Annotated in this window: 20 protein-coding genes; 8 read left to right on the forward strand and 12 right to left on the reverse strand. The window is 66.0% G+C overall.

The window, feature by feature from the left end:
- The first annotated feature begins 9 nt into the window (after positions 1–9).
- A complete protein-coding gene (locus ABD719_RS07980) occupies positions 10–579 on the forward strand; it encodes a septal ring lytic transglycosylase RlpA family protein (RefSeq protein ID WP_425567131.1) in 570 nt (189 codons plus the stop codon).
- Here ABD719_RS07980 and ABD719_RS07985 read toward each other — a convergent pair.
- The 5 genes from ABD719_RS07985 to ABD719_RS08005 all read right to left on the reverse strand — a co-directional run bounded on the left by ABD719_RS07985 (position 568) and on the right by ABD719_RS08005 (position 4,794).
- A complete protein-coding gene (locus tag ABD719_RS07985) occupies positions 568–798 on the reverse strand; it encodes an antitoxin Xre/MbcA/ParS toxin-binding domain-containing protein (RefSeq protein ID WP_344692824.1) in 231 nt (76 codons plus the stop codon). The two genes, ABD719_RS07980 and ABD719_RS07985, sit on opposite strands and share 12 nt — an antisense overlap.
- 295 nt (positions 799–1,093) lie before the next feature.
- Positions 1,094–2,941 carry a methyl-accepting chemotaxis protein gene (locus tag ABD719_RS07990; RefSeq protein WP_344692825.1) on the reverse strand — a complete coding sequence of 616 codons (1,848 nt, stop codon included), beginning with the start codon at positions 2,939–2,941 and terminating at the stop codon, positions 1,094–1,096.
- 44 nt (positions 2,942–2,985) lie between these two features.
- Positions 2,986–3,408 carry a flagellar protein FlgN gene (locus ABD719_RS07995; RefSeq protein WP_344692826.1) on the reverse strand — a complete coding sequence of 141 codons (423 nt, stop codon included), beginning with the start codon at positions 3,406–3,408 and terminating at the stop codon, positions 2,986–2,988.
- Positions 3,398–3,721: a rod-binding protein gene (locus tag ABD719_RS08000; protein ID WP_344692827.1), complete on the reverse strand. Its 324-nt coding sequence runs from the start codon at positions 3,719–3,721 to the stop codon at positions 3,398–3,400. Before ABD719_RS08000 ends, ABD719_RS07995 begins: the two co-directional genes overlap by 11 nt.
- Positions 3,718–4,794 carry a flagellar basal body P-ring protein FlgI gene (locus ABD719_RS08005; protein WP_344693086.1) on the reverse strand — a complete coding sequence of 359 codons (1,077 nt, stop codon included), beginning with the start codon at positions 4,792–4,794 and terminating at the stop codon, positions 3,718–3,720. Before ABD719_RS08005 ends, ABD719_RS08000 begins: the two co-directional genes overlap by 4 nt.
- Before the next feature lie 137 nt (positions 4,795–4,931).
- On the opposite strand from ABD719_RS08005, the gene ABD719_RS08010 reads away from it, so the two are divergent.
- Positions 4,932–5,297: a flagellar assembly protein FliX gene (locus ABD719_RS08010; protein ID WP_344692828.1), complete on the forward strand. Its 366-nt coding sequence runs from the start codon at positions 4,932–4,934 to the stop codon at positions 5,295–5,297.
- Between the two features lie 16 nt (positions 5,298–5,313).
- Here ABD719_RS08010 and ABD719_RS08015 read toward each other — a convergent pair whose 3' ends face one another.
- The 6 genes from ABD719_RS08015 to flgC all read right to left on the reverse strand — a co-directional run bounded on the left by ABD719_RS08015 (position 5,314) and on the right by flgC (position 10,712).
- The gene (locus ABD719_RS08015) at positions 5,314–7,683 is read right to left on the reverse strand and encodes a glycoside hydrolase family 31 protein (RefSeq protein ID WP_344692829.1); all 2,370 of its coding nucleotides are present in this window, start codon (positions 7,681–7,683) and stop codon (positions 5,314–5,316) included.
- A 152-nt stretch (positions 7,684–7,835) separates the two neighbouring features.
- Positions 7,836–8,906: a flagellar biosynthesis protein FlhB gene (gene flhB, locus ABD719_RS08020; RefSeq protein WP_344692830.1), complete on the reverse strand. Its 1,071-nt coding sequence runs from the start codon at positions 8,904–8,906 to the stop codon at positions 7,836–7,838.
- 3 nt (positions 8,907–8,909) lie between these two features.
- Positions 8,910–9,680: a flagellar biosynthetic protein FliR gene (locus ABD719_RS08025; RefSeq protein ID WP_192124137.1), complete on the reverse strand. Its 771-nt coding sequence runs from the start codon at positions 9,678–9,680 to the stop codon at positions 8,910–8,912.
- Positions 9,681–9,693: 13 nt separating this feature from the next.
- On the reverse strand, positions 9,694–9,957 hold the full coding sequence (fliQ, locus tag ABD719_RS08030; protein WP_192124139.1) for a flagellar biosynthesis protein FliQ: 264 nt from the start codon (positions 9,955–9,957) through the stop codon (positions 9,694–9,696).
- Positions 9,957–10,292, reverse strand: a complete 336-nt coding sequence (gene fliE / locus ABD719_RS08035) for a flagellar hook-basal body complex protein FliE (protein ID WP_344692831.1) — start codon at positions 10,290–10,292, stop codon at positions 9,957–9,959. The genes fliQ and fliE overlap by 1 nt, the downstream gene beginning before the upstream one ends.
- Positions 10,293–10,304: 12 nt before the next feature.
- Positions 10,305–10,712, reverse strand: coding sequence for a flagellar basal body rod protein FlgC (gene flgC, locus ABD719_RS08040; RefSeq protein ID WP_344692832.1), 408 nt, complete (start codon positions 10,710–10,712; stop codon positions 10,305–10,307).
- A 116-nt stretch (positions 10,713–10,828) separates the two neighbouring features.
- Between flgC and ABD719_RS08045 the strand changes: the two genes are divergently transcribed.
- From ABD719_RS08045 to rplL, 5 genes are all read left to right on the forward strand, one after another.
- Positions 10,829–11,074: a FliM/FliN family flagellar motor switch protein gene (locus ABD719_RS08045; RefSeq protein WP_192124149.1), complete on the forward strand. Its 246-nt coding sequence runs from the start codon at positions 10,829–10,831 to the stop codon at positions 11,072–11,074.
- The gene (locus tag ABD719_RS08050) at positions 11,074–11,418 is read left to right on the forward strand and encodes a flagellar biosynthetic protein FliO (RefSeq protein WP_344692833.1); all 345 of its coding nucleotides are present in this window, start codon (positions 11,074–11,076) and stop codon (positions 11,416–11,418) included. Before ABD719_RS08045 ends, ABD719_RS08050 begins: the two co-directional genes overlap by 1 nt.
- Positions 11,411–12,184, forward strand: a complete 774-nt coding sequence (gene fliP, locus ABD719_RS08055) for a flagellar type III secretion system pore protein FliP (protein WP_344692834.1) — start codon at positions 11,411–11,413, stop codon at positions 12,182–12,184. Before ABD719_RS08050 ends, fliP begins: the two co-directional genes overlap by 8 nt.
- A gap of 270 nt (positions 12,185–12,454) precedes the next feature.
- Positions 12,455–12,970, forward strand: coding sequence for a 50S ribosomal protein L10 (gene rplJ / locus ABD719_RS08060; protein WP_192124157.1), 516 nt, complete (start codon positions 12,455–12,457; stop codon positions 12,968–12,970).
- Between the two features lie 63 nt (positions 12,971–13,033).
- The gene (rplL, locus tag ABD719_RS08065; protein ID WP_192124159.1) at positions 13,034–13,408 is read left to right on the forward strand and encodes a 50S ribosomal protein L7/L12; all 375 of its coding nucleotides are present in this window, start codon (positions 13,034–13,036) and stop codon (positions 13,406–13,408) included.
- Between the two features lie 323 nt (positions 13,409–13,731).
- Here the strand turns inward: rplL and ABD719_RS08070 are convergent, their stop codons facing one another.
- Positions 13,732–14,661, reverse strand: coding sequence for a glycosyltransferase family 2 protein (locus tag ABD719_RS08070; RefSeq protein WP_344692835.1), 930 nt, complete (start codon positions 14,659–14,661; stop codon positions 13,732–13,734).
- Positions 14,662–14,846: 185 nt separating this feature from the next.
- Here ABD719_RS08070 and rfbC point away from each other — a divergent pair, with 185 nt between their 5' ends.
- Entirely contained in the window at positions 14,847–15,413 is a 567-nt protein-coding gene (gene rfbC / locus ABD719_RS08075) for a dTDP-4-dehydrorhamnose 3,5-epimerase (protein ID WP_344692836.1), read from the forward strand.
- The last annotated feature ends 76 nt before the right edge of the window (positions 15,414–15,489 follow it).

Below are 15,489 nucleotides of genomic sequence, written 5' to 3' on the forward strand. Positions count from 1 at the left end.
GGGCGGCGAATGCGGGCGATAACGACAGGTATCGCGGCGGCGCTGCTCCTCATGGGGTGTGGCACGACGCGGTACCGGCCCGTCAGCGACCTGCCGGTCAGGATCGGGCCTCCCTATACGGTACGCGGCGTCACCTATGCCCCCGCCGCGCAACCCGGTTACGACATGGTCGGTCAGGCCGGCTGGTACGGCAACGAATCGGGTAACCGTACCGCCAATGGCGAACGGTTTCGGCCCAAAGGAATCAGCGCCGCCCACCCGACGCTGCCGCTGCCCACCTATGTCGAGGTGACCGCGCTCGATACCGGCCGGACGATCCTGTTGCGGGTCAATGATCGTGGCCCGTTCGCACGCGGCCGCATCATCGACCTGTCACGCGGCGCGGCACAGTTGCTTGGGGTACGGGTGCAGGGACATGCCGCAGTCCGTGTCCGTCAGGTCGATCCGCCGGAGCGCGACCGCGAACGTCTGCGACGGGGAAAGTCCGCCGCAGACCGCCCCGATACCGCCCCGGCCACGCTGGCGGCCTTGCGGGCGCGGCTGGCGGCGGCATCGCGACAGGCGGTATCAGACCGGTAGCGTCGCCAGTACGTCGCGCACGGTCCGCAAACCGTCGTCGCTGGCGATCGCGATGTCGAGCGGCCGTCCACCGAGATCGTCGCGATGGGTATTCAGGAATGTCATCACCGCGTCGCGATCCTGAAAGACCGACCATGCCGCTCCGGCAATCACCCCCTGACGGGCGGCTTCCTCGCGCGGCATCGCCGGCTTGAAACGGCTGAACCGTTTGCCGGCCATCGGCTTGCCGGTGGCAGGTGCCGCCGGGTCCGGCGCGACCGAGTCAGGCGCATCGAGGTCAATCGGCGCTGGCGATGTGGAAGATGATGAAGACGTACCGAATTCCCCGGTCCGTAAGCGAGAGCGCATATCGTCCCCCAGCCGCCGGCGCCTACGATCAAGTTGCCGTCGATCCATGACATATAGGCCAAATCGGTCCGAATGTAACCCGGCACGACCCATCCGCAATCAGGGATCGCCGATGGGCCGTGTCGTCACGCTGACAGGGGTAGCGCCATCCGGTCGGCGCGGACGATCAGAACTCCTTCCAGTCGTCCCCGCCCCCGGCCATTGCCGGAACCGGCGCGGCCGGCAGGGCGCGGACTGGTGATGTATAGCCCGTTGTCCGTATCGGCGGCGCCGAGCGCCGCACAGGGGCAGCACGGCCGACCTTGAACCGGCCGGCCTGATCGGCAAGCTGCCCGACCTCGCCCGCCAGATTGCGCGCGGCGGCGGAGGTTTCCTCGACCATCGCGGCGTTCTGCTGGGTCGACTGGTCCATCGTCCCGATCGCCGCCGATATCTGGGTGATCGCCGCCGACTGCGCCTGGTTGTCCGCCGCCATCGTCGCCAGCAGTTCGTGGACCTGCGCCACGTCGCCCGAGATGTTGGCGAGCGCGCCGTCGACCTTCGTCACCGCCTCGACCGCGGTGACGATGTCGGTCTGCGTCACCGTCAACTGGTCGCGTGCCCGCTTGGCTTCCTCCTCGGCACGCATCGCGAGGGCGGAGACGAGATCGGCCACCACCGCGAAACCACGTCCGGCATCGCCTGCCCGGCCCGCCTCGACTGCGGCGTTCATTGCCAGCACGCGGGTCTGGAACGCGATCTTGTCGAGCCCCTCGATCACCGAGTCGATGCCCTTGGCGCTGTCCGACACCCGGCCCATCGCCTGCACCGCCTCGTCGGCTACCGCACGGCCGCCACCGACCGTGGCGATCGCCTGATCGGCGCGTTCCACCGTCCGGGTCGCTGCCACCGCCGACGCGCGCAAGCGGCCGTCCATCTGCGTCACCGACGCAGCAGTCTCCTCCAGCGAGGCGGCGTTGCTTTCAGTACGCCGTGCGAGGTCTTCGGACGCCTGCGCGATCTCGCCCGAGCCGGTACGGATCGCGGTCGCGCTCTCCGACACCGACCCGATCAGGTCGCGCAGCTTGGCCAGCGCCTCGTTGAAGTTCGATTTCAGCGCGGCATAGGCCGGGGGGAAGTCTGCTTCGATCGATACGGTCAGGTCACCCTTCGACAGGTCCGACAACTGGGTCGATACCGTGTCGACGACCATTTTCTGCTCGGCATCGGTGCGGGCCTTCGCCTGATCCGCCGCAGCCTTGGCCAGGCCATTTTCGCGGAACACCTCCACCGCCTGCGCCATCGCGCCGATCTCGTCACCGCGCCGCGTACCGGACACCTCGACCGTATAGTCGCCCCGCGCCATCATCTTCATGGTGTCGGTCAGCGCGCCGATGGGCCGGCCGATCGCCCGCGTCAGCAGGACGCAGAGCGCGATGACGGCGAACAGCAGCAGTATCCCGCCGACCATCATCGCCCGGTTGCTGGCGGCGAAGGCGGCATCCTGCGTCAGCCTGGAGGCGGCAAGCACCTCGATCTGCTTGGCGCGAAGATCACGCAACGGCTGCAGGACCGGGGCAAGCACCTGAATCTTTCTATTGGTGCGGATGATCGCCATGGCCTGCTCGTTGCGGCCTTCGCGCGCCATCGCCATCAGCCGCGTCGCCCATAGCGGCTGCCAGGCGATCAGCTTTTCGCGCGTCGCCTTCACCAGCGCGCGGTCGGCCGGATCGACGATCACTGCGTTCAGCTTGGTCAGTGCCTCGGTCATCTGACCCTGGGTTTCGGTATAGACTCCCGCATAATAGTCGTCGCTGCTGATGACGTAACCACGCACCTGTGCGTTCATCCGCTGTGCCGCCATCTCGAAAGCGACCGTCTGCGAATAGATTTCCTGTGCGCGCGCCGATGCATCGGTTTCGCGCCGGACGGTGGACGCCGTACTCCACACCGCTGCCAGCATCGCCGCCACGATGGCGATGTTGATCGCGAAAGCGGCGACCAGTTTTCGGGATATGGACAGGGATGTAAGCATCAGGATTCCACTTGATTGGCAATAATCGGCCCGATCGGGCGCGATCAATACTGGCTGTTGACGGAGATCGGCGCGGCCTGTTCGCTCATCCGCAGGGTGCCGCGCACGCCGTAGACGGTGCTACGCGCGCCGGTCAGCCGCTGCGCCTCGGCAGCGATCGCACCCATCAGGTCGTCGCACAGCCGCAACCGGCGATCGAGCAGGTTGGCGTTGATCGTCAGGCGTCGCATCAGCAGATCGATCAGCTCGCGCACCTTGTCCTGATCCTCGGGGGCGAGGGTCGCCAACCAGTCGGGCTGCTCACGGGCAAGGCGGGCGCTCTCCGCCTCCACCTGCCCCGCCAGCCGCGCCTTGGCGGCAACGATGCCGGGCAGATCGGGATGGTTGACGGGCATCGTCAGCCGGTCATTTTCTTCGTCCACAAGCTTGGCGAGCGAGCCGATCGCGTCGACCAGATCAATCCACATGGCTTGCGCCTCCCTGCAACCGAACGATTTCCTGCATGACGATCGGGGCAAGGCCGATGCCGCCCCCTTTCGCGATCGTGGTGCCGAGCTGTTCGGCCAGCACGCCGCGAAACATTTCCTCGCCGTGCCCACCGCCGAAGGTGTCGGACACCTCGGCGGTATCCATCATCATCTTGGTGATCTGACCGACGAACACCGCTTCGAACGCCTGCGCGGTTTCGGCGGCGGTCTTGCCCCTGGGGCGCGGTGGGGCGGCCGGGGCGGCGGCGGCGGTAGCCGTCGCCGGGGTGGGTGGGGCGGCAATGTCCATCATTGTACCTCGATCGCGGCCTGAAGCGCGCCTGCGCTCTTCACGGCCTGGAGAATGGTGATCAGGTCGCGCGGCGACACGCCCAGCGTGTTCAGGCCGCTGACCAGCGATTTCAGCGAAGCGCCACCGCCGACGATCGCCAGCGACGCGCCGGCCCCGTCGTCCACCGCGACGCGGGTGCGCGGCAGCACCACCGTCTGCCCGTCGGACAGCGGCGCGGGCTGCGAGGCGACCGGGTTTTCCGACACGCTGATCGTCAGCCCCCCCTGCGCGATCGCGACCGGGCTGATCCGCACGTCCGCGCTCATCACCACGGTGCCGGAAGCTTCGTTGATGACGATGCGGGCGGGCTGGTCCACCTCGACGCTCAGATTCTCGATCTCGCCCATCAGGTCGACCACGTCGCCGCGGAACGCGCCCTTGGGCGCGATCTCGACCGTGCCGGGGTCCAGCACCGCCGCCGACCCGGCGAAGCGGGTGTTGATCGCCGCGGCGATGCTGCGCGCGGTGGCGAAATCGGGGTTCTTCAGCGCCAGCTTCAGGCTGGTCGACGAGCGGAGGGCGAACGGCACCTCGCGTTCGATGATTGCGCCGCCGGCGATCCGCGCGGAGGTGGACACGCCGCGCGTCACGCTGGCTCCCGCCCCGCGCGCGGCGAAGCCGGCGATCGCCACCGGCCCCTGCGCCACCGCGTAGATCTCGCCATCCAGCGCCCGCAGCGACGACACGAGCAACGTGCCGCCCTGCAGGCTGGTCGAATCGCCCAGTGCCGATACCTGCACATCGATCGACGAGCCGCGCCGCGCGAACGCCGGCATCGTCGCGGTGACCGACACGGCGGCGACGTTCGCCGGCTTCATCTTGGCATCGCGGACGTTGACGCCCATCCGCTCCAGCATCGCCTGCAACGATTCCTCGGTGAAGGGCGAATTGTTGGTGCGGTCCCCCGTACCGGGCAGCCCGACGACCAGACCATAGCCAACCAGTTGATTGGGGCGGACGTTCTCGACATCGACGATGTCCTTGACGCGGGTCGACGCCGCGCCCGGCGTCGCGGCGAGCAGCGCGGCGGCCATGGCGGCGATACATGCCCTGAGGGGAAGCCTTTGCATGATCAGTCTTATAGGATAGGCTTGATGCCTACCGGCGACAGGAGGGCGAAATACGGATCGACAATGTCGCGGCCGTCCTGCGGCAGGCGCTCATCACCGCCATGACGGCCAGGCCCACGGGTGGCTTTCGGGCGGAGGCGGAGCCCGTGCACGCCACGCCGCCCCCCGCGGTCGTACCGATCGCGCCGCCCACCACCTCGGTCGCGATGCTGGTCGCGATGGCGGCGAACGACCCGGTGGTGGAACAGCGCCGCAAGCTGGCCGCGGAGGCCGATCGCGGCCTGTCGTTGCTGGAACGCCTGCAGCGCGATCTGGCCACGGGCGAACCGACGCCCGAACGGCTGGAGGAAATGGCCGCCTGGGTCGAAGGCTTTACCCCGCCCGACGACCCCGCCCTCGGCCCGGTCGCCCGCGAGATCGAGCTACGCGTCCGCGTGGAACTGGCGAAGCACGACCTGCGGGCGTGACCGCGCCCCTATCCTTTCATCCACCATCCAGCGGAACCGAGATCGCCCGACCGTCATAACGGATCGCCTTGCCGGTGCCTTCGGCCAGCCCGATGCCGTTGCCGACGGTGACCTGAACGATGTGGAAGAGACGCGACGTCGGCATCCCCGGATAGCGCCCCTGCCGCGAGCCGATCGTCAGCAGGCCCGTCCTGTCGTTCAGCGTCAGTTCGATCGTGGCGCGCTCGCCCCGACGCCAGCCCTGCCCGTCACCGGCGTCGTCGTAGAGGCTGAAGCGACCATCGGCACCGCGATAGACGCGCAGCTCGATCGGCAGGTCGACCGACTGCCGGGCATATTGCACCTGCTGACCCAGCGGCAGGATCGTCCCCGCCGTGATATGCAGCGGAATCTGCCCGATCGGGGCGGCGACCGCCTGACGGGTGCCGCCTGCGCGGCGCTCCCCGGTCCAGAAATCATACCATTCCGTCCCTTCGGGCAGATACACCTGCCGGGCCGTCGCGCCCTGCTCGACCACCGGGCTGACCATGATCGACCGGCCGAACATGTACTGGTCACGCAGGTCGCGGGCGCGTTCGTCGCGCGGGAAGACCATGCCCGCCGGATACATGAACGATGCGCCGCGATCGGTGACCTGCCATGACTGCGCATAGAGGAACGGCAGCAACCGGTAGCGCAGCGCCACCGCGTCGAGCAGCGGACCTCGTGCCGCGGCCGGAAAGCTGTAGATTTCCTTGCCCTGCCCGGTGCCGTGGATACGGAACATCGGATTGAACACCGCAAACTGCAGCCAGCGGGTGAACAGTTCATGATAGCTGGCGTCTCCGGGACTGCCGCCGAAGAACCCGCCGATGTCGGCCGACCAATAGGGGATGCCGCTCATGGAAAAGTTGACGCCCGCCGGAATCTGCGCGCGAAACACGTCCCATCGCCCGGCGACGTCGCCTGACCAGATGATCGCGGCGTTGCGCTGTTGCCCGGCCCAGGCGGAGCGGGTCAGGATGATCGGGCGCTTGGCGGCATAGTCCGCCGTCATCCCGTCATGGACGGCCGTGGTATGAAGCAGCGGATACGCGTTGTAGACGATCACGCCCGGCCCCGCCGCCGTCGTCACGTCGCGCATTTCACCCCAGCGGCCGCCCAGTTCCGCCTCGCTGCCATCGAGCCAGTAGCCGTCGAAACCCAACCGGCCGAGCCGTTCGGAGACGTACCGCCAATATGAGGCCCGCGCCGGTGCGGAAAAGGCATCGTACCAACGCCCCTCACCGGCCGGATAGACGTTCGGATAGACCTTGGGGTACAGCCCGCCCGCCGCTTCAAGCGCCGTCGTCGTGTCCAGCCCCAGGTCGAACCGCGGCCAGATCGACACGATGCTGTGCAGATTCTGCCGATGCAGCGTGTCGAGCATCCCCTTGGGATCGGGAAAGCGTATCGGGTCCATCCGGTGGCTGCCCCACTCACCGGGCTTCCAATATTGCCAGTCCTGCACGACCGCATCGAGCGGGATGTTCATCGCGCGATAGCGTGCCGCCACGCCGAGCAATTCGCCTTGCGAGGCGTATCGTTCCTTCGACTGCCACAGACCCCAGGTCCAGTGCGCCATCAGCGGGGCCTGCCCCGTCAATCCGCGATAGGCGCCGATCACGTCGTCGACGTCGGGGCCGCCGAACAGAAAATAATCGATGCCGGTGCCCGCCTGCGACCGGAACACGATGCGGTCCGTCGCCTGCGGTATCGCGACGGCGACATCGGTCACCGCCGGGTTGTTCCAGAACAGTCCATATCCCGCGCTCGACACCAGTACCGGCACACCGACATCGGTGTTGGCCTGTTGCAGACGGACGGTGGTGCCGCGATAGTCGAGCGACCCCGCCTGATGCTGGCCCAAACCATAGATCGCATGTCCGCCGCCGATCTCGAACCGCTGCTGCACCGCGCCGTCGGGATCGGCTACGTCGCCGAAGCGGCGGGTACCCGGATCACCCTCCCCGATCAGCGGCTTGCCGTCTGCCCCAATCAGCGCGACCCGGCCATCCGCCCTGGCCACGGCCATGCGCATCGCCCGCGTCGCGATGACGAAACGATCGGCCTCCTGGGTCATCGTCCATGCCACCCGTGCCGGCGCGCCGATCACGGCGGGGCCACCACCGTTATCGGCCATGTCCTTTCTCGATACCCTGATCCTGATCGCGCGGTCGCCCCAGATCGTGACCCGCATCATGGCTCCGGGCAGGCGGAACCGTAGGCCGCTGGCATCTTTCGCCTGCACAACGACGCCACCCGATCGAGTCTGCATTGCCTTGGTTTCCCAAGGAGCTTGTACCGCCGCCGTGGACGGGACCGGCATAAGCCCCACCGCTGCAAGACCGATCCAGACTCGGTTCATTCCTCTTCCCCCGTCGCGCAGATTGTTAACGTCTGCCTGGGCGGCACGATATCTCGGACGGTCAGGTGAATGATAGGGTTAGATGTTCCGGACGATCGATTGTCCGGTGATGCCGTTTCCGCGTCGTGCGCGGCCGGGGCTTCGGGTCCGGACTACCTCGCCGCTCGCCGCTTGCCGGCAAGCTTCATCACATAGCTGATGACCTCCGCCACCGCAGCATAATGATCCGGCGGGATCGGGCGGTCGATCTCGACCATCGGGTAGAGCGCACGGGCGAGCGGACGGTTCTCGACGACGGGCACGCCGGATTCGATCGCCAGATCGCGGATGCGCAGCGCGACCGCGTCCAGCCCCTTGGCCACCACCACCGGCGCACCCATGCGGCCATGGTCGTATTTCAATGCGATGGCATAATGGGTCGGGTTGACGATCACGACGCTAGCGTCGGGCACCTTGCTCATCATCCGCTGGCGCGCGCGCTGCATCCCGATCTGGCGGATCTTCGCCTTCACCTTGGGATTGCCATCGCTTTCCTTGTGCTCGTCCTTCACCTCCTGCAACGTCATGCGCATCTTCGCCAGCCAGCTGCGCCGCTGGTAGATCATGTCCGCGCCCGCGATCGCCGCCACCGCGATCGCCACCGATTTGACGAGCATGACGACCAGATGCGCCGCCGCCGCCCCGACATCGCTGGGGGCCGCGCCCACCAGCGTATCGAGCGCGGTGGCGTGCGGCCACAGCACCCATACCGCCACCGCGGCGACGATCGAGAACTTGCCCACCGTCTTGGTCAGTTCGATCAGCGCCTTCACGCTGAACAGCCGCTTCATCCCCGATACCGGCGACAGCTTGCTCCATTTCGGCGCCACCCGCGACCACGAGATCAGCATCGGCCCCTGGATCGCGCCGCCGAGCAGCGCGCAGGCGATCAATACCCCGAACAGCGGTGCGAAGATCGTCGCGAGTTGCTGGACGATCCCGGTGATGAGTTGCTGCGCGCCATCGTCGCCGAACCGGAAATCCTCCGCCCGGCCCCACAGCCGCACCAGCATCGCGCCCAGCCGGGCGAAGGCATGGACCCCCACCCCGCCCAGCACCACCAGCATCCCCGCGAAGACGGTGACGTGCTTGACCTCGGCCGAACTCGGGACGTCGCCCTTCTTGCGCGCGTCCTCGATCCGTTTGGCGGTAGGATCGTGGGTCTTCTGGTCCTTGTCCGACATGGTTCAGCCCCAGACCGACTGGATCCAGCTCGCCATCGATCCGGCGAACGCGGTCATCATCGCGCCGGACAGGGTGGCGAACAGCGCCAGCCCGAAGACGAGGTTGAGCGGCTGGGCGACGAAGAACACCTGGATCGCGGGCGCCAGCCGCGCCGACAGGCCGAGCGCGGTGTTGAAGACGATGCCGTAGACGATCATCGGCGCGGCAAGGCTTACCGCGAGCGCCAGCGAACGGCCGGCGGTCGCAAGGATCAGCTGCGTGAAATCACCGATCGCGGGCAGCCCCCCGACCGGAAAAGTGGTGTAGGACCGCACGATCGCGGCGATCCACAAATGATGGACCAGCAGCGCCATGCACATCACCGAGGCCGCGACGCTGAGGAACTTGGACAGGGCCGCCGCCTGCCCGCCCTGCTGCGCATCGGCGAGGAGGGCGGAGGTCATGCCGATCTGGAGGGAGATGATCGACCCCGCGGTCGCCATCGCCAGGAAGAAGATGCGCACCAGCATGCCCAGGCCCAGCCCGGTCAGCAGTTCGATCATCAGGATGCCGGGCAACGCCTGCACGTCGCGCGCCGCGGGCATCACCGCGGGGGACAGCAGTCCCCACAGCCCGATCGTCATCCCGAACGCGATCATCATGCGGATGCGCCCCGGAATCGCATCCTCGGAGAACACCGGCAGCACCATCAGCACCGCCCCCACCCGCGCGAACAGCAGCAGGAACGCGGTCGCCTCCACCGGCAGGGCATCGAGGACGGAAACGGGTGGCATGCCAGTTTCGACCTCAGCCGTTCACGATATGGTCGGAGACGACGCGGGTGAAATCGGACAGCGCATGACCGATCATCGGCAGGGTCAGCAGCATCACCACCCCCATCGCCACCAGTTTCGGCAGAAAGGTCAGCGTCTGTTCCTGCACCTGCGTCAGCGCCTGGAACAGGCTGATCGCCATGCCGACGACCAGGGCGGTCAGCAGCAGCGGCCCGCACACCGTCAGCACCACGACCAGCGTCGCGCGCGCGATTTCGATCGTCGATTCCGGCGACATCAGATCTGCATCCGCATGATGTCGGAATAGGCGGCCACCATCCGGTCGCGCACCGCGACCACCGTGTCCAGCGCGGTTTCGGCCGCCCCCATCGCGGTGACGACGTCGATCAGGTCGCCCTTGCCCGCTACCTGCTTGGCGCTCGCCGCCTCGGCGGCGCGCATCGAGGTGGCGGCATTGCCGACCATCGATTCGACCATGTTGCCGAACCCGCCCGCCGCGCCGGCGCCGCCGGTGCCTCCCGATGCCGGCTTGCCGACCTCGATTACACCGGTCTTGCCGACACCCAGTGCGCGGCCATAGGCGGCGGCGGCGTCCAATGCTCCGATAGACATGATGATGGCTCCTTATTTCAGCAGGTCGATGGTGCGCATCGTCAGCGACTTGGCCGCCTCGATCGCGTTGAGATTGGCTTCGTAGGATCGCTGCGCCGCCTTCATGTCGGCGGCCTCGACCATGGTATTGACGTTGGGCTTCAGCACATATCCCTGCGCGTCTGCCGCCGGGCTGCCCGGCTGATAGGTGCGCTGGAACGCGGTCTTGTCGCCGTCGATCGACTGCACCTTGACCGTCTCCGCCCCCGATGCGCGATCGAGATCGGCACGGAAGCTGGCGACGCGACGGCGATAGGGTTGCCCCCCCGCGGTCGGTGCGGTGGAATCGGCATTGGCAAGGTTTTCCGCGATGATCCGCATCCGCAGCGACTGCGCCCGCAGACCCGATGCCGACACCTTCACCGCCGTGGACAGGTCCATGTGAAATCTCCCGGACGCCCCGATCGGCGCCACCCTCCATTGATAGGCAAGTTTTTCCGCCCACGGTCGGGACCCGGCAATTCTTTCCTATGATGGAGGCACACCAAGGAGCTTCCATGTCCGTTCTCGACGACATCACCATCGACCTGTCGGTCGTCCTGGGATCGACCCATGTTCCCATCCGCCAGATCCTGCGGATGGGGCGCGGCGCGATGATCCCGCTCGACTGCGGCCACGACGATCCGTCGCTGGTCTATGTGAACGGCAAGCTCGTCGCCAAGGGCAAGGTACTGGTCAACGAGGACCAGATGTCGGTCGAGGTGACCGAGGTGGTGCGCGGCCCGATGCAGGGGGGGCGTTGATGGAACTCGTATCGCTGATGCGGACGATGGGATCGCTCGCCATGGTGCTGGGTCTGCTGGGCGCCGCCCTGTGGATCGTGCGCCGTTACGACATCCAGCTGCCCGGCCGTGCTGCGCTGATCCCCGGCCGCTCGACCAAGCGGGTCGAACTGATCGAACGCATCCAGCTCGACCAGAAGCGGTCGGTCGTGCTGATCCGCCGCGACGACCGCGAGCATCTGTTCGTCCTTCACCCCGACCGCGCCACCGTGCTGGAAAGCCGCATCCTGCGCTTCGAAGAGCAGGTCGCGATGAAGGAACTGGTGCTGTGCCCCTCGCTCGACGGGGAATGGTATAATGGTTGATGTCGCCCGGCCTGCGCGGCGGCTGAAGCGGGCGCGCCGCCCCGCCCTGATCGGCGCCCTGACCATCGCCCTGATCTGCGTGCCCACCGCCGCCTTCGCGCAGAGCGCCTCCGTCTCGTTCGGCGAGGGCACGCTGTCCGCCCGCGCGATCCAGCTCATCATGATGCTGACGGTCCTGAGCCTGGCGCCCGGCATCCTGATGACGGTCACCTCGTTCACGCGCATCGTCGTCGCGCTGTCGCTGCTGCGTACCGGGCTCGGCGCGCAGGGGGTGCCGCCCAACCCCGTCATCATCAGCCTGGCGCTGTTCCTGTCGCTGTTCGTGATGTCGCCGACCTTCGAGAAGGCGTGGAAGGACGGCGTGCAGCCCTATACCGCGGGCAAGATCGTCGAGGCGCAGGCGTTCGAACGCACCGCCGAGCCGTTCCGCCAGTTCATGCTCAGCCAGGTGCGCGACGACGATCTCGGCCTGTTCAACCGGCTGGCCAACAAGCCGCCCGCGCCCCGCGCCGATACCGGTCTCGCCACGCTGATGCCCGCGTTCATGATCTCGGAACTGCGCCGCTCGTTCGAGATCGGTTTCCTGCTGCTGCTACCCTTCCTCGTCATCGACCTGGCGGTGGCGGCGGTGTTGATGGCGATGGGCATGATGATGCTGCCGCCGCCGACGATCTCGCTGCCGTGCAAGATCATCTTCTTCGTGCTGGTCGACGGCTGGGCGCTGGTGGCGGGGTCGCTGGTCCGAAGTTTCGGCACGGGCGCCTGACCCCGCTTCACTAAAAAGTTGATTCCTGCGGGGCATCCTGTATTGGCACCCCCGCATCCGCCGGGCCCTGGCCCGTCACGGATTCCGTCCGAGACAGCAGGTGCCGTGGATTTGCCACGGCTTAATCTCCTGCCGAGACGGGGTAGAGATTTGCCTGCCGTATTCCATGCGGCCGGTCCCCCTTCCCCATCGCTGGACACACCGGAGGGCCTCCGCCCCCCGGCATAACCGGATGCGTCGCTCGCGGCGCGTCCAAACGTGGAGAATGGCATGGATCGTGCTCAAAAGGCCGCGGCCGTCGCCGAACTGAACCGTACCTTCAACGAGGTGGGCGTGGTGGTTGTCACCCGCAATCTCGGCATGACCGTCGCACAGTCGACGGTCCTGCGTAACAGGATGCGGGACGCCGGCGCGACCTACAAGGTCTCGAAGAACAAGCTTGCCAGGATCGCGCTCGACGGGACCGACTATGGATCGATCAGCGACATGCTGACCGGCCCGGTCGCTCTCGCCTCCTCGACCGACCCGGTCGCCGCAGCGAAGATTGCGGTCGAATTCGCGAAGACGAACGACAAGTTCGAAATCGTGGGCGGCGCGATGGGCTCGACGCCCCTCGACGTCGCGGGTGTGCAGGCGCTCGCAACGCTGCCGTCGCTGGACGAACTGCGTGCCAAGATCGTCGGCCTCATCGTGGCACCCGCCACGAAGATCGCCACGATCACGCAGGCTCCGGCAGCGCAGATCGCGCGCGTGCTGTCCGCCTATGCGGAGAAGGAGGCAGCGTAAGCTGCCCGAGCATTCCTGGTTTTACGACACTTTGGGCGATGATCGCCCGCATGGAGAATACACATGGCCGACCTGAACGCGCTCGTTGAGAGCCTGAGCGAACTGACCGTCCTGGAAGCAGCCGAGCTGTCGAAGCTGCTTGAAGAAAAGTGGGGCGTTTCCGCTGCTGCAGCGGTTGCGGCACCGGCCGCTGGCGGCGGCGCCGCTGCTCCGGCTGCTGAAGAGCAGACCGAGTTCGACGTGATCCTGACCGGCGACGGTGGCAAGAAGATCAACGTCATCAAGGAAGTCCGTGCGATCACCGCGCTCGGCCTGACCGAAGCCAAGGCGCTGGTCGAAGGCGCACCGAAGGCCGTCAAGGAAGGCGTGTCGAAGGACGAGGCCGCCAAGATCAAGGCGCAGCTGGAAGCAGCCGGCGCGACCGTCGAGGTCAAGTAAGCCACAACGGAGAGACCGGCCGGCAAAACCGTCCCGTCTCTCCGCAAGGCCGGCACGGTTTCACCGTGTTCGACGTCTTGGGATTTACGCCCAGGACGGGCTCGCGACTAAAAAGGGCGGCTTCCTCCAAGGAGTCGCCCTTTTCGTTATGTGAAGATCGCCTCGAACAAAGCCATGCCGCAATCCCGCTGCTGACGAGATGGCCCTGCGCGGTCGGGACTTGGCCAAAGTGGTACCCGCTTCTGCCGTAACGGACTGATATGAAGCATCGGCTCCAAGCACTGCCGCATCCGTCATTGCCCGGCTCTTCCCGACGCAGCCGATCAGTCGACAGCGTGGAATGCCCGCCGCATACGCCGAACGCGCTCCTTGATCCGCCAACTCCGTGATGCCCACGCCGCCTCGACCCACATGGCGTCGCGTAACGCCCGCGTGACGATGTCCGATCGGCCGTCAGCCGTAGCGATCTGCTCTGCCAGCGCGGCCATTTCATCCGCGCGCGCTTCCAGCGTCAGATGCTGCCGCACCCGTGATTCCAGTTTCGCGGCCTGGATGGAGAAGCGTGTCGCAACCCGAATATCTGGCAAAGCCAAGAACTTGCGCCACATATACTGGTCCGAATAAACACCAGTCGGCGCTGGGCTCCAGCCTATTGGAAGCCGGTCGTACGTCATACGCCGATATCCGGCGCAAGACGGACCAAAGAAGTTTCCCCGCTTCGTCATGATCGCCTTGCGCATCTTTGCCGATGCCAGGTTTCCGTGCAGCAGCATCGGCCGTCCATCGAGTGTGATCTCGCATTGCGGCAGATTGCCGAAATCGGCCTCGGCCAGCAGCAGACGAAGCTCGGCCAGATGGCGGGGAAACCATAGATCGTCATCGGCGATCTGCGCGACGTAGATTCCCCTTGCCTCGCCCAATACGACATGCCGGTGCGCTTCGCCGTTGCGTTCGCCCTTGGGGAACGGCCGGACCCTTATCCGCGGGTCCTCCGCCGCCAGCGCTCTGGCTGCCGCCAGCGTTTCCGGCGGTGCGCCATCCAGAATGATGAACAACTCCCAGTCCGCAACCGTCTGGTTTTGAACGGATCGCACCGCATGGGGTAACAGCGCTGGCGGCCGGATAATCGGCAACATGATGGTGAATAAAGGCATCGGCTTTTCCGCTTGGGTGGTAATTTGGACGACGTCATCACCGTTATACAGGTTGTCCGCTCCGGCTTCGCCATCAGATGCAATAATTGGTGGTGGCATCGACCTGCCATCATTTACCGGCAGCCGCCCCGGAACATGGTCGATTACGGCTGGATCACCGCATCGGCCCGGGTTACGCATTGATCGGACAGTCGCCTTGATCCGCTATGCAGTCGGTCGATCACGGCACCGACGTAACTGATCATCATCGATCTGGTTACCCGTCTATTGCTCGGAAACGCCCTATGCAATTCGAACGCCTCGCCATTGCAGACATCATCCTCGTCAAGCCGACACGGCATCCAGACCGCCGGGGATATTTTTCGGAATCCTTCCGACTGGACAAGTTTCAGCAGATAGTCGGCAAGGCCGTCACCTTTGTTCAGGAAAACCATCTCTACTCACCAGCTCCGAACACCATCCGGGGTTTCCATTATCAGGCGGCCCCCCGCCCCCAAGGTAAGCTGTTGAAGGTGATGCGGGGATCGATCCTTGATTTTGCGCTCGATATCCGCCGCGGGTCGAGCACCTATGGGCAATATGCACAGGCCATGCTTTCCGTGGAGAATGGTCATCAGCTATGGATGCCGGCCGGCTTCGCCCACGCCTATATGACGCTCGAGCCGGAAACCCATGTCCTGAACAAGCTGACCGATATCTACCATCCTGAAACGGAGGGAATTATCGCCTGGGACGATCCCGATGTGGCGGCACCATGGCCCGACATGGGCGTCACGCCGATCACATCGGACAATGACATGCATGGAACCGCTTTGCGCGACTTCGTATCGCCCTTCGTGATGGCGAACTAGTCGCCCCCCCGGACCGGGCATAACATTGGCCAGATCGCCCTGTCATTCACATGGGGCGTTTGACACCATTCTCCAC

The organism is Sphingomonas cynarae, from assembly GCF_039537815.1.
In the GTDB taxonomy this organism is placed as follows: domain Bacteria; phylum Pseudomonadota; class Alphaproteobacteria; order Sphingomonadales; family Sphingomonadaceae; genus Sphingomonas; species Sphingomonas cynarae.

What these genes read in the sequence shown, in the direction of transcription:
- fliQ (WP_192124139.1), bottom strand. Translation starts at nt 9,957, where the DNA reads ATGTCGCCGGAATCGACGATCGAAATCGCGCGCGCGACGCTGGTCGTG.
- ABD719_RS08050 (WP_344692833.1), top strand. Translation starts at nt 11,074, where the DNA reads ATGGAACTCGTATCGCTGATGCGGACGATGGGATCGCTCGCCATGGTG.
- ABD719_RS08005 (WP_344693086.1), bottom strand. Translation starts at nt 4,794, where the DNA reads ATGGCCGCCGCGCTGCTCGCCGCGACGCCGGGCGCGGCGTCGACCCGC.
- ABD719_RS08045 (WP_192124149.1), top strand. Translation starts at nt 10,829, where the DNA reads ATGTCCGTTCTCGACGACATCACCATCGACCTGTCGGTCGTCCTGGGA.
- ABD719_RS08070 (WP_344692835.1), bottom strand. Translation starts at nt 14,661, where the DNA reads ATGCCACCACCAATTATTGCATCTGATGGCGAAGCCGGAGCGGACAAC.
- ABD719_RS07980 (WP_425567131.1), top strand. Translation starts at nt 10, where the DNA reads ATGCGGGCGATAACGACAGGTATCGCGGCGGCGCTGCTCCTCATGGGG.
- fliE (WP_344692831.1), bottom strand. Translation starts at nt 10,292, where the DNA reads ATGTCTATCGGAGCATTGGACGCCGCCGCCGCCTATGGCCGCGCACTG.
- flgC (WP_344692832.1), bottom strand. Translation starts at nt 10,712, where the DNA reads ATGGACCTGTCCACGGCGGTGAAGGTGTCGGCATCGGGTCTGCGGGCG.
- fliP (WP_344692834.1), top strand. Translation starts at nt 11,411, where the DNA reads ATGGTTGATGTCGCCCGGCCTGCGCGGCGGCTGAAGCGGGCGCGCCGC.
- flhB (WP_344692830.1), bottom strand. Translation starts at nt 8,906, where the DNA reads ATGTCGGACAAGGACCAGAAGACCCACGATCCTACCGCCAAACGGATC.
- rplL (WP_192124159.1), top strand. Translation starts at nt 13,034, where the DNA reads ATGGCCGACCTGAACGCGCTCGTTGAGAGCCTGAGCGAACTGACCGTC.
- ABD719_RS08000 (WP_344692827.1), bottom strand. Translation starts at nt 3,721, where the DNA reads ATGATGGACATTGCCGCCCCACCCACCCCGGCGACGGCTACCGCCGCC.
- ABD719_RS08015 (WP_344692829.1), bottom strand. Translation starts at nt 7,683, where the DNA reads ATGAACCGAGTCTGGATCGGTCTTGCAGCGGTGGGGCTTATGCCGGTC.
- rplJ (WP_192124157.1), top strand. Translation starts at nt 12,455, where the DNA reads ATGGATCGTGCTCAAAAGGCCGCGGCCGTCGCCGAACTGAACCGTACC.
- rfbC (WP_344692836.1), top strand. Translation starts at nt 14,847, where the DNA reads ATGCAATTCGAACGCCTCGCCATTGCAGACATCATCCTCGTCAAGCCG.
- ABD719_RS07995 (WP_344692826.1), bottom strand. Translation starts at nt 3,408, where the DNA reads ATGTGGATTGATCTGGTCGACGCGATCGGCTCGCTCGCCAAGCTTGTG.
- ABD719_RS08025 (WP_192124137.1), bottom strand. Translation starts at nt 9,680, where the DNA reads ATGCCACCCGTTTCCGTCCTCGATGCCCTGCCGGTGGAGGCGACCGCG.
- ABD719_RS08010 (WP_344692828.1), top strand. Translation starts at nt 4,932, where the DNA reads ATGACGGCCAGGCCCACGGGTGGCTTTCGGGCGGAGGCGGAGCCCGTG.
- ABD719_RS07985 (WP_344692824.1), bottom strand. Translation starts at nt 798, where the DNA reads ATGGCCGGCAAACGGTTCAGCCGTTTCAAGCCGGCGATGCCGCGCGAG.
- ABD719_RS07990 (WP_344692825.1), bottom strand. Translation starts at nt 2,941, where the DNA reads ATGCTTACATCCCTGTCCATATCCCGAAAACTGGTCGCCGCTTTCGCG.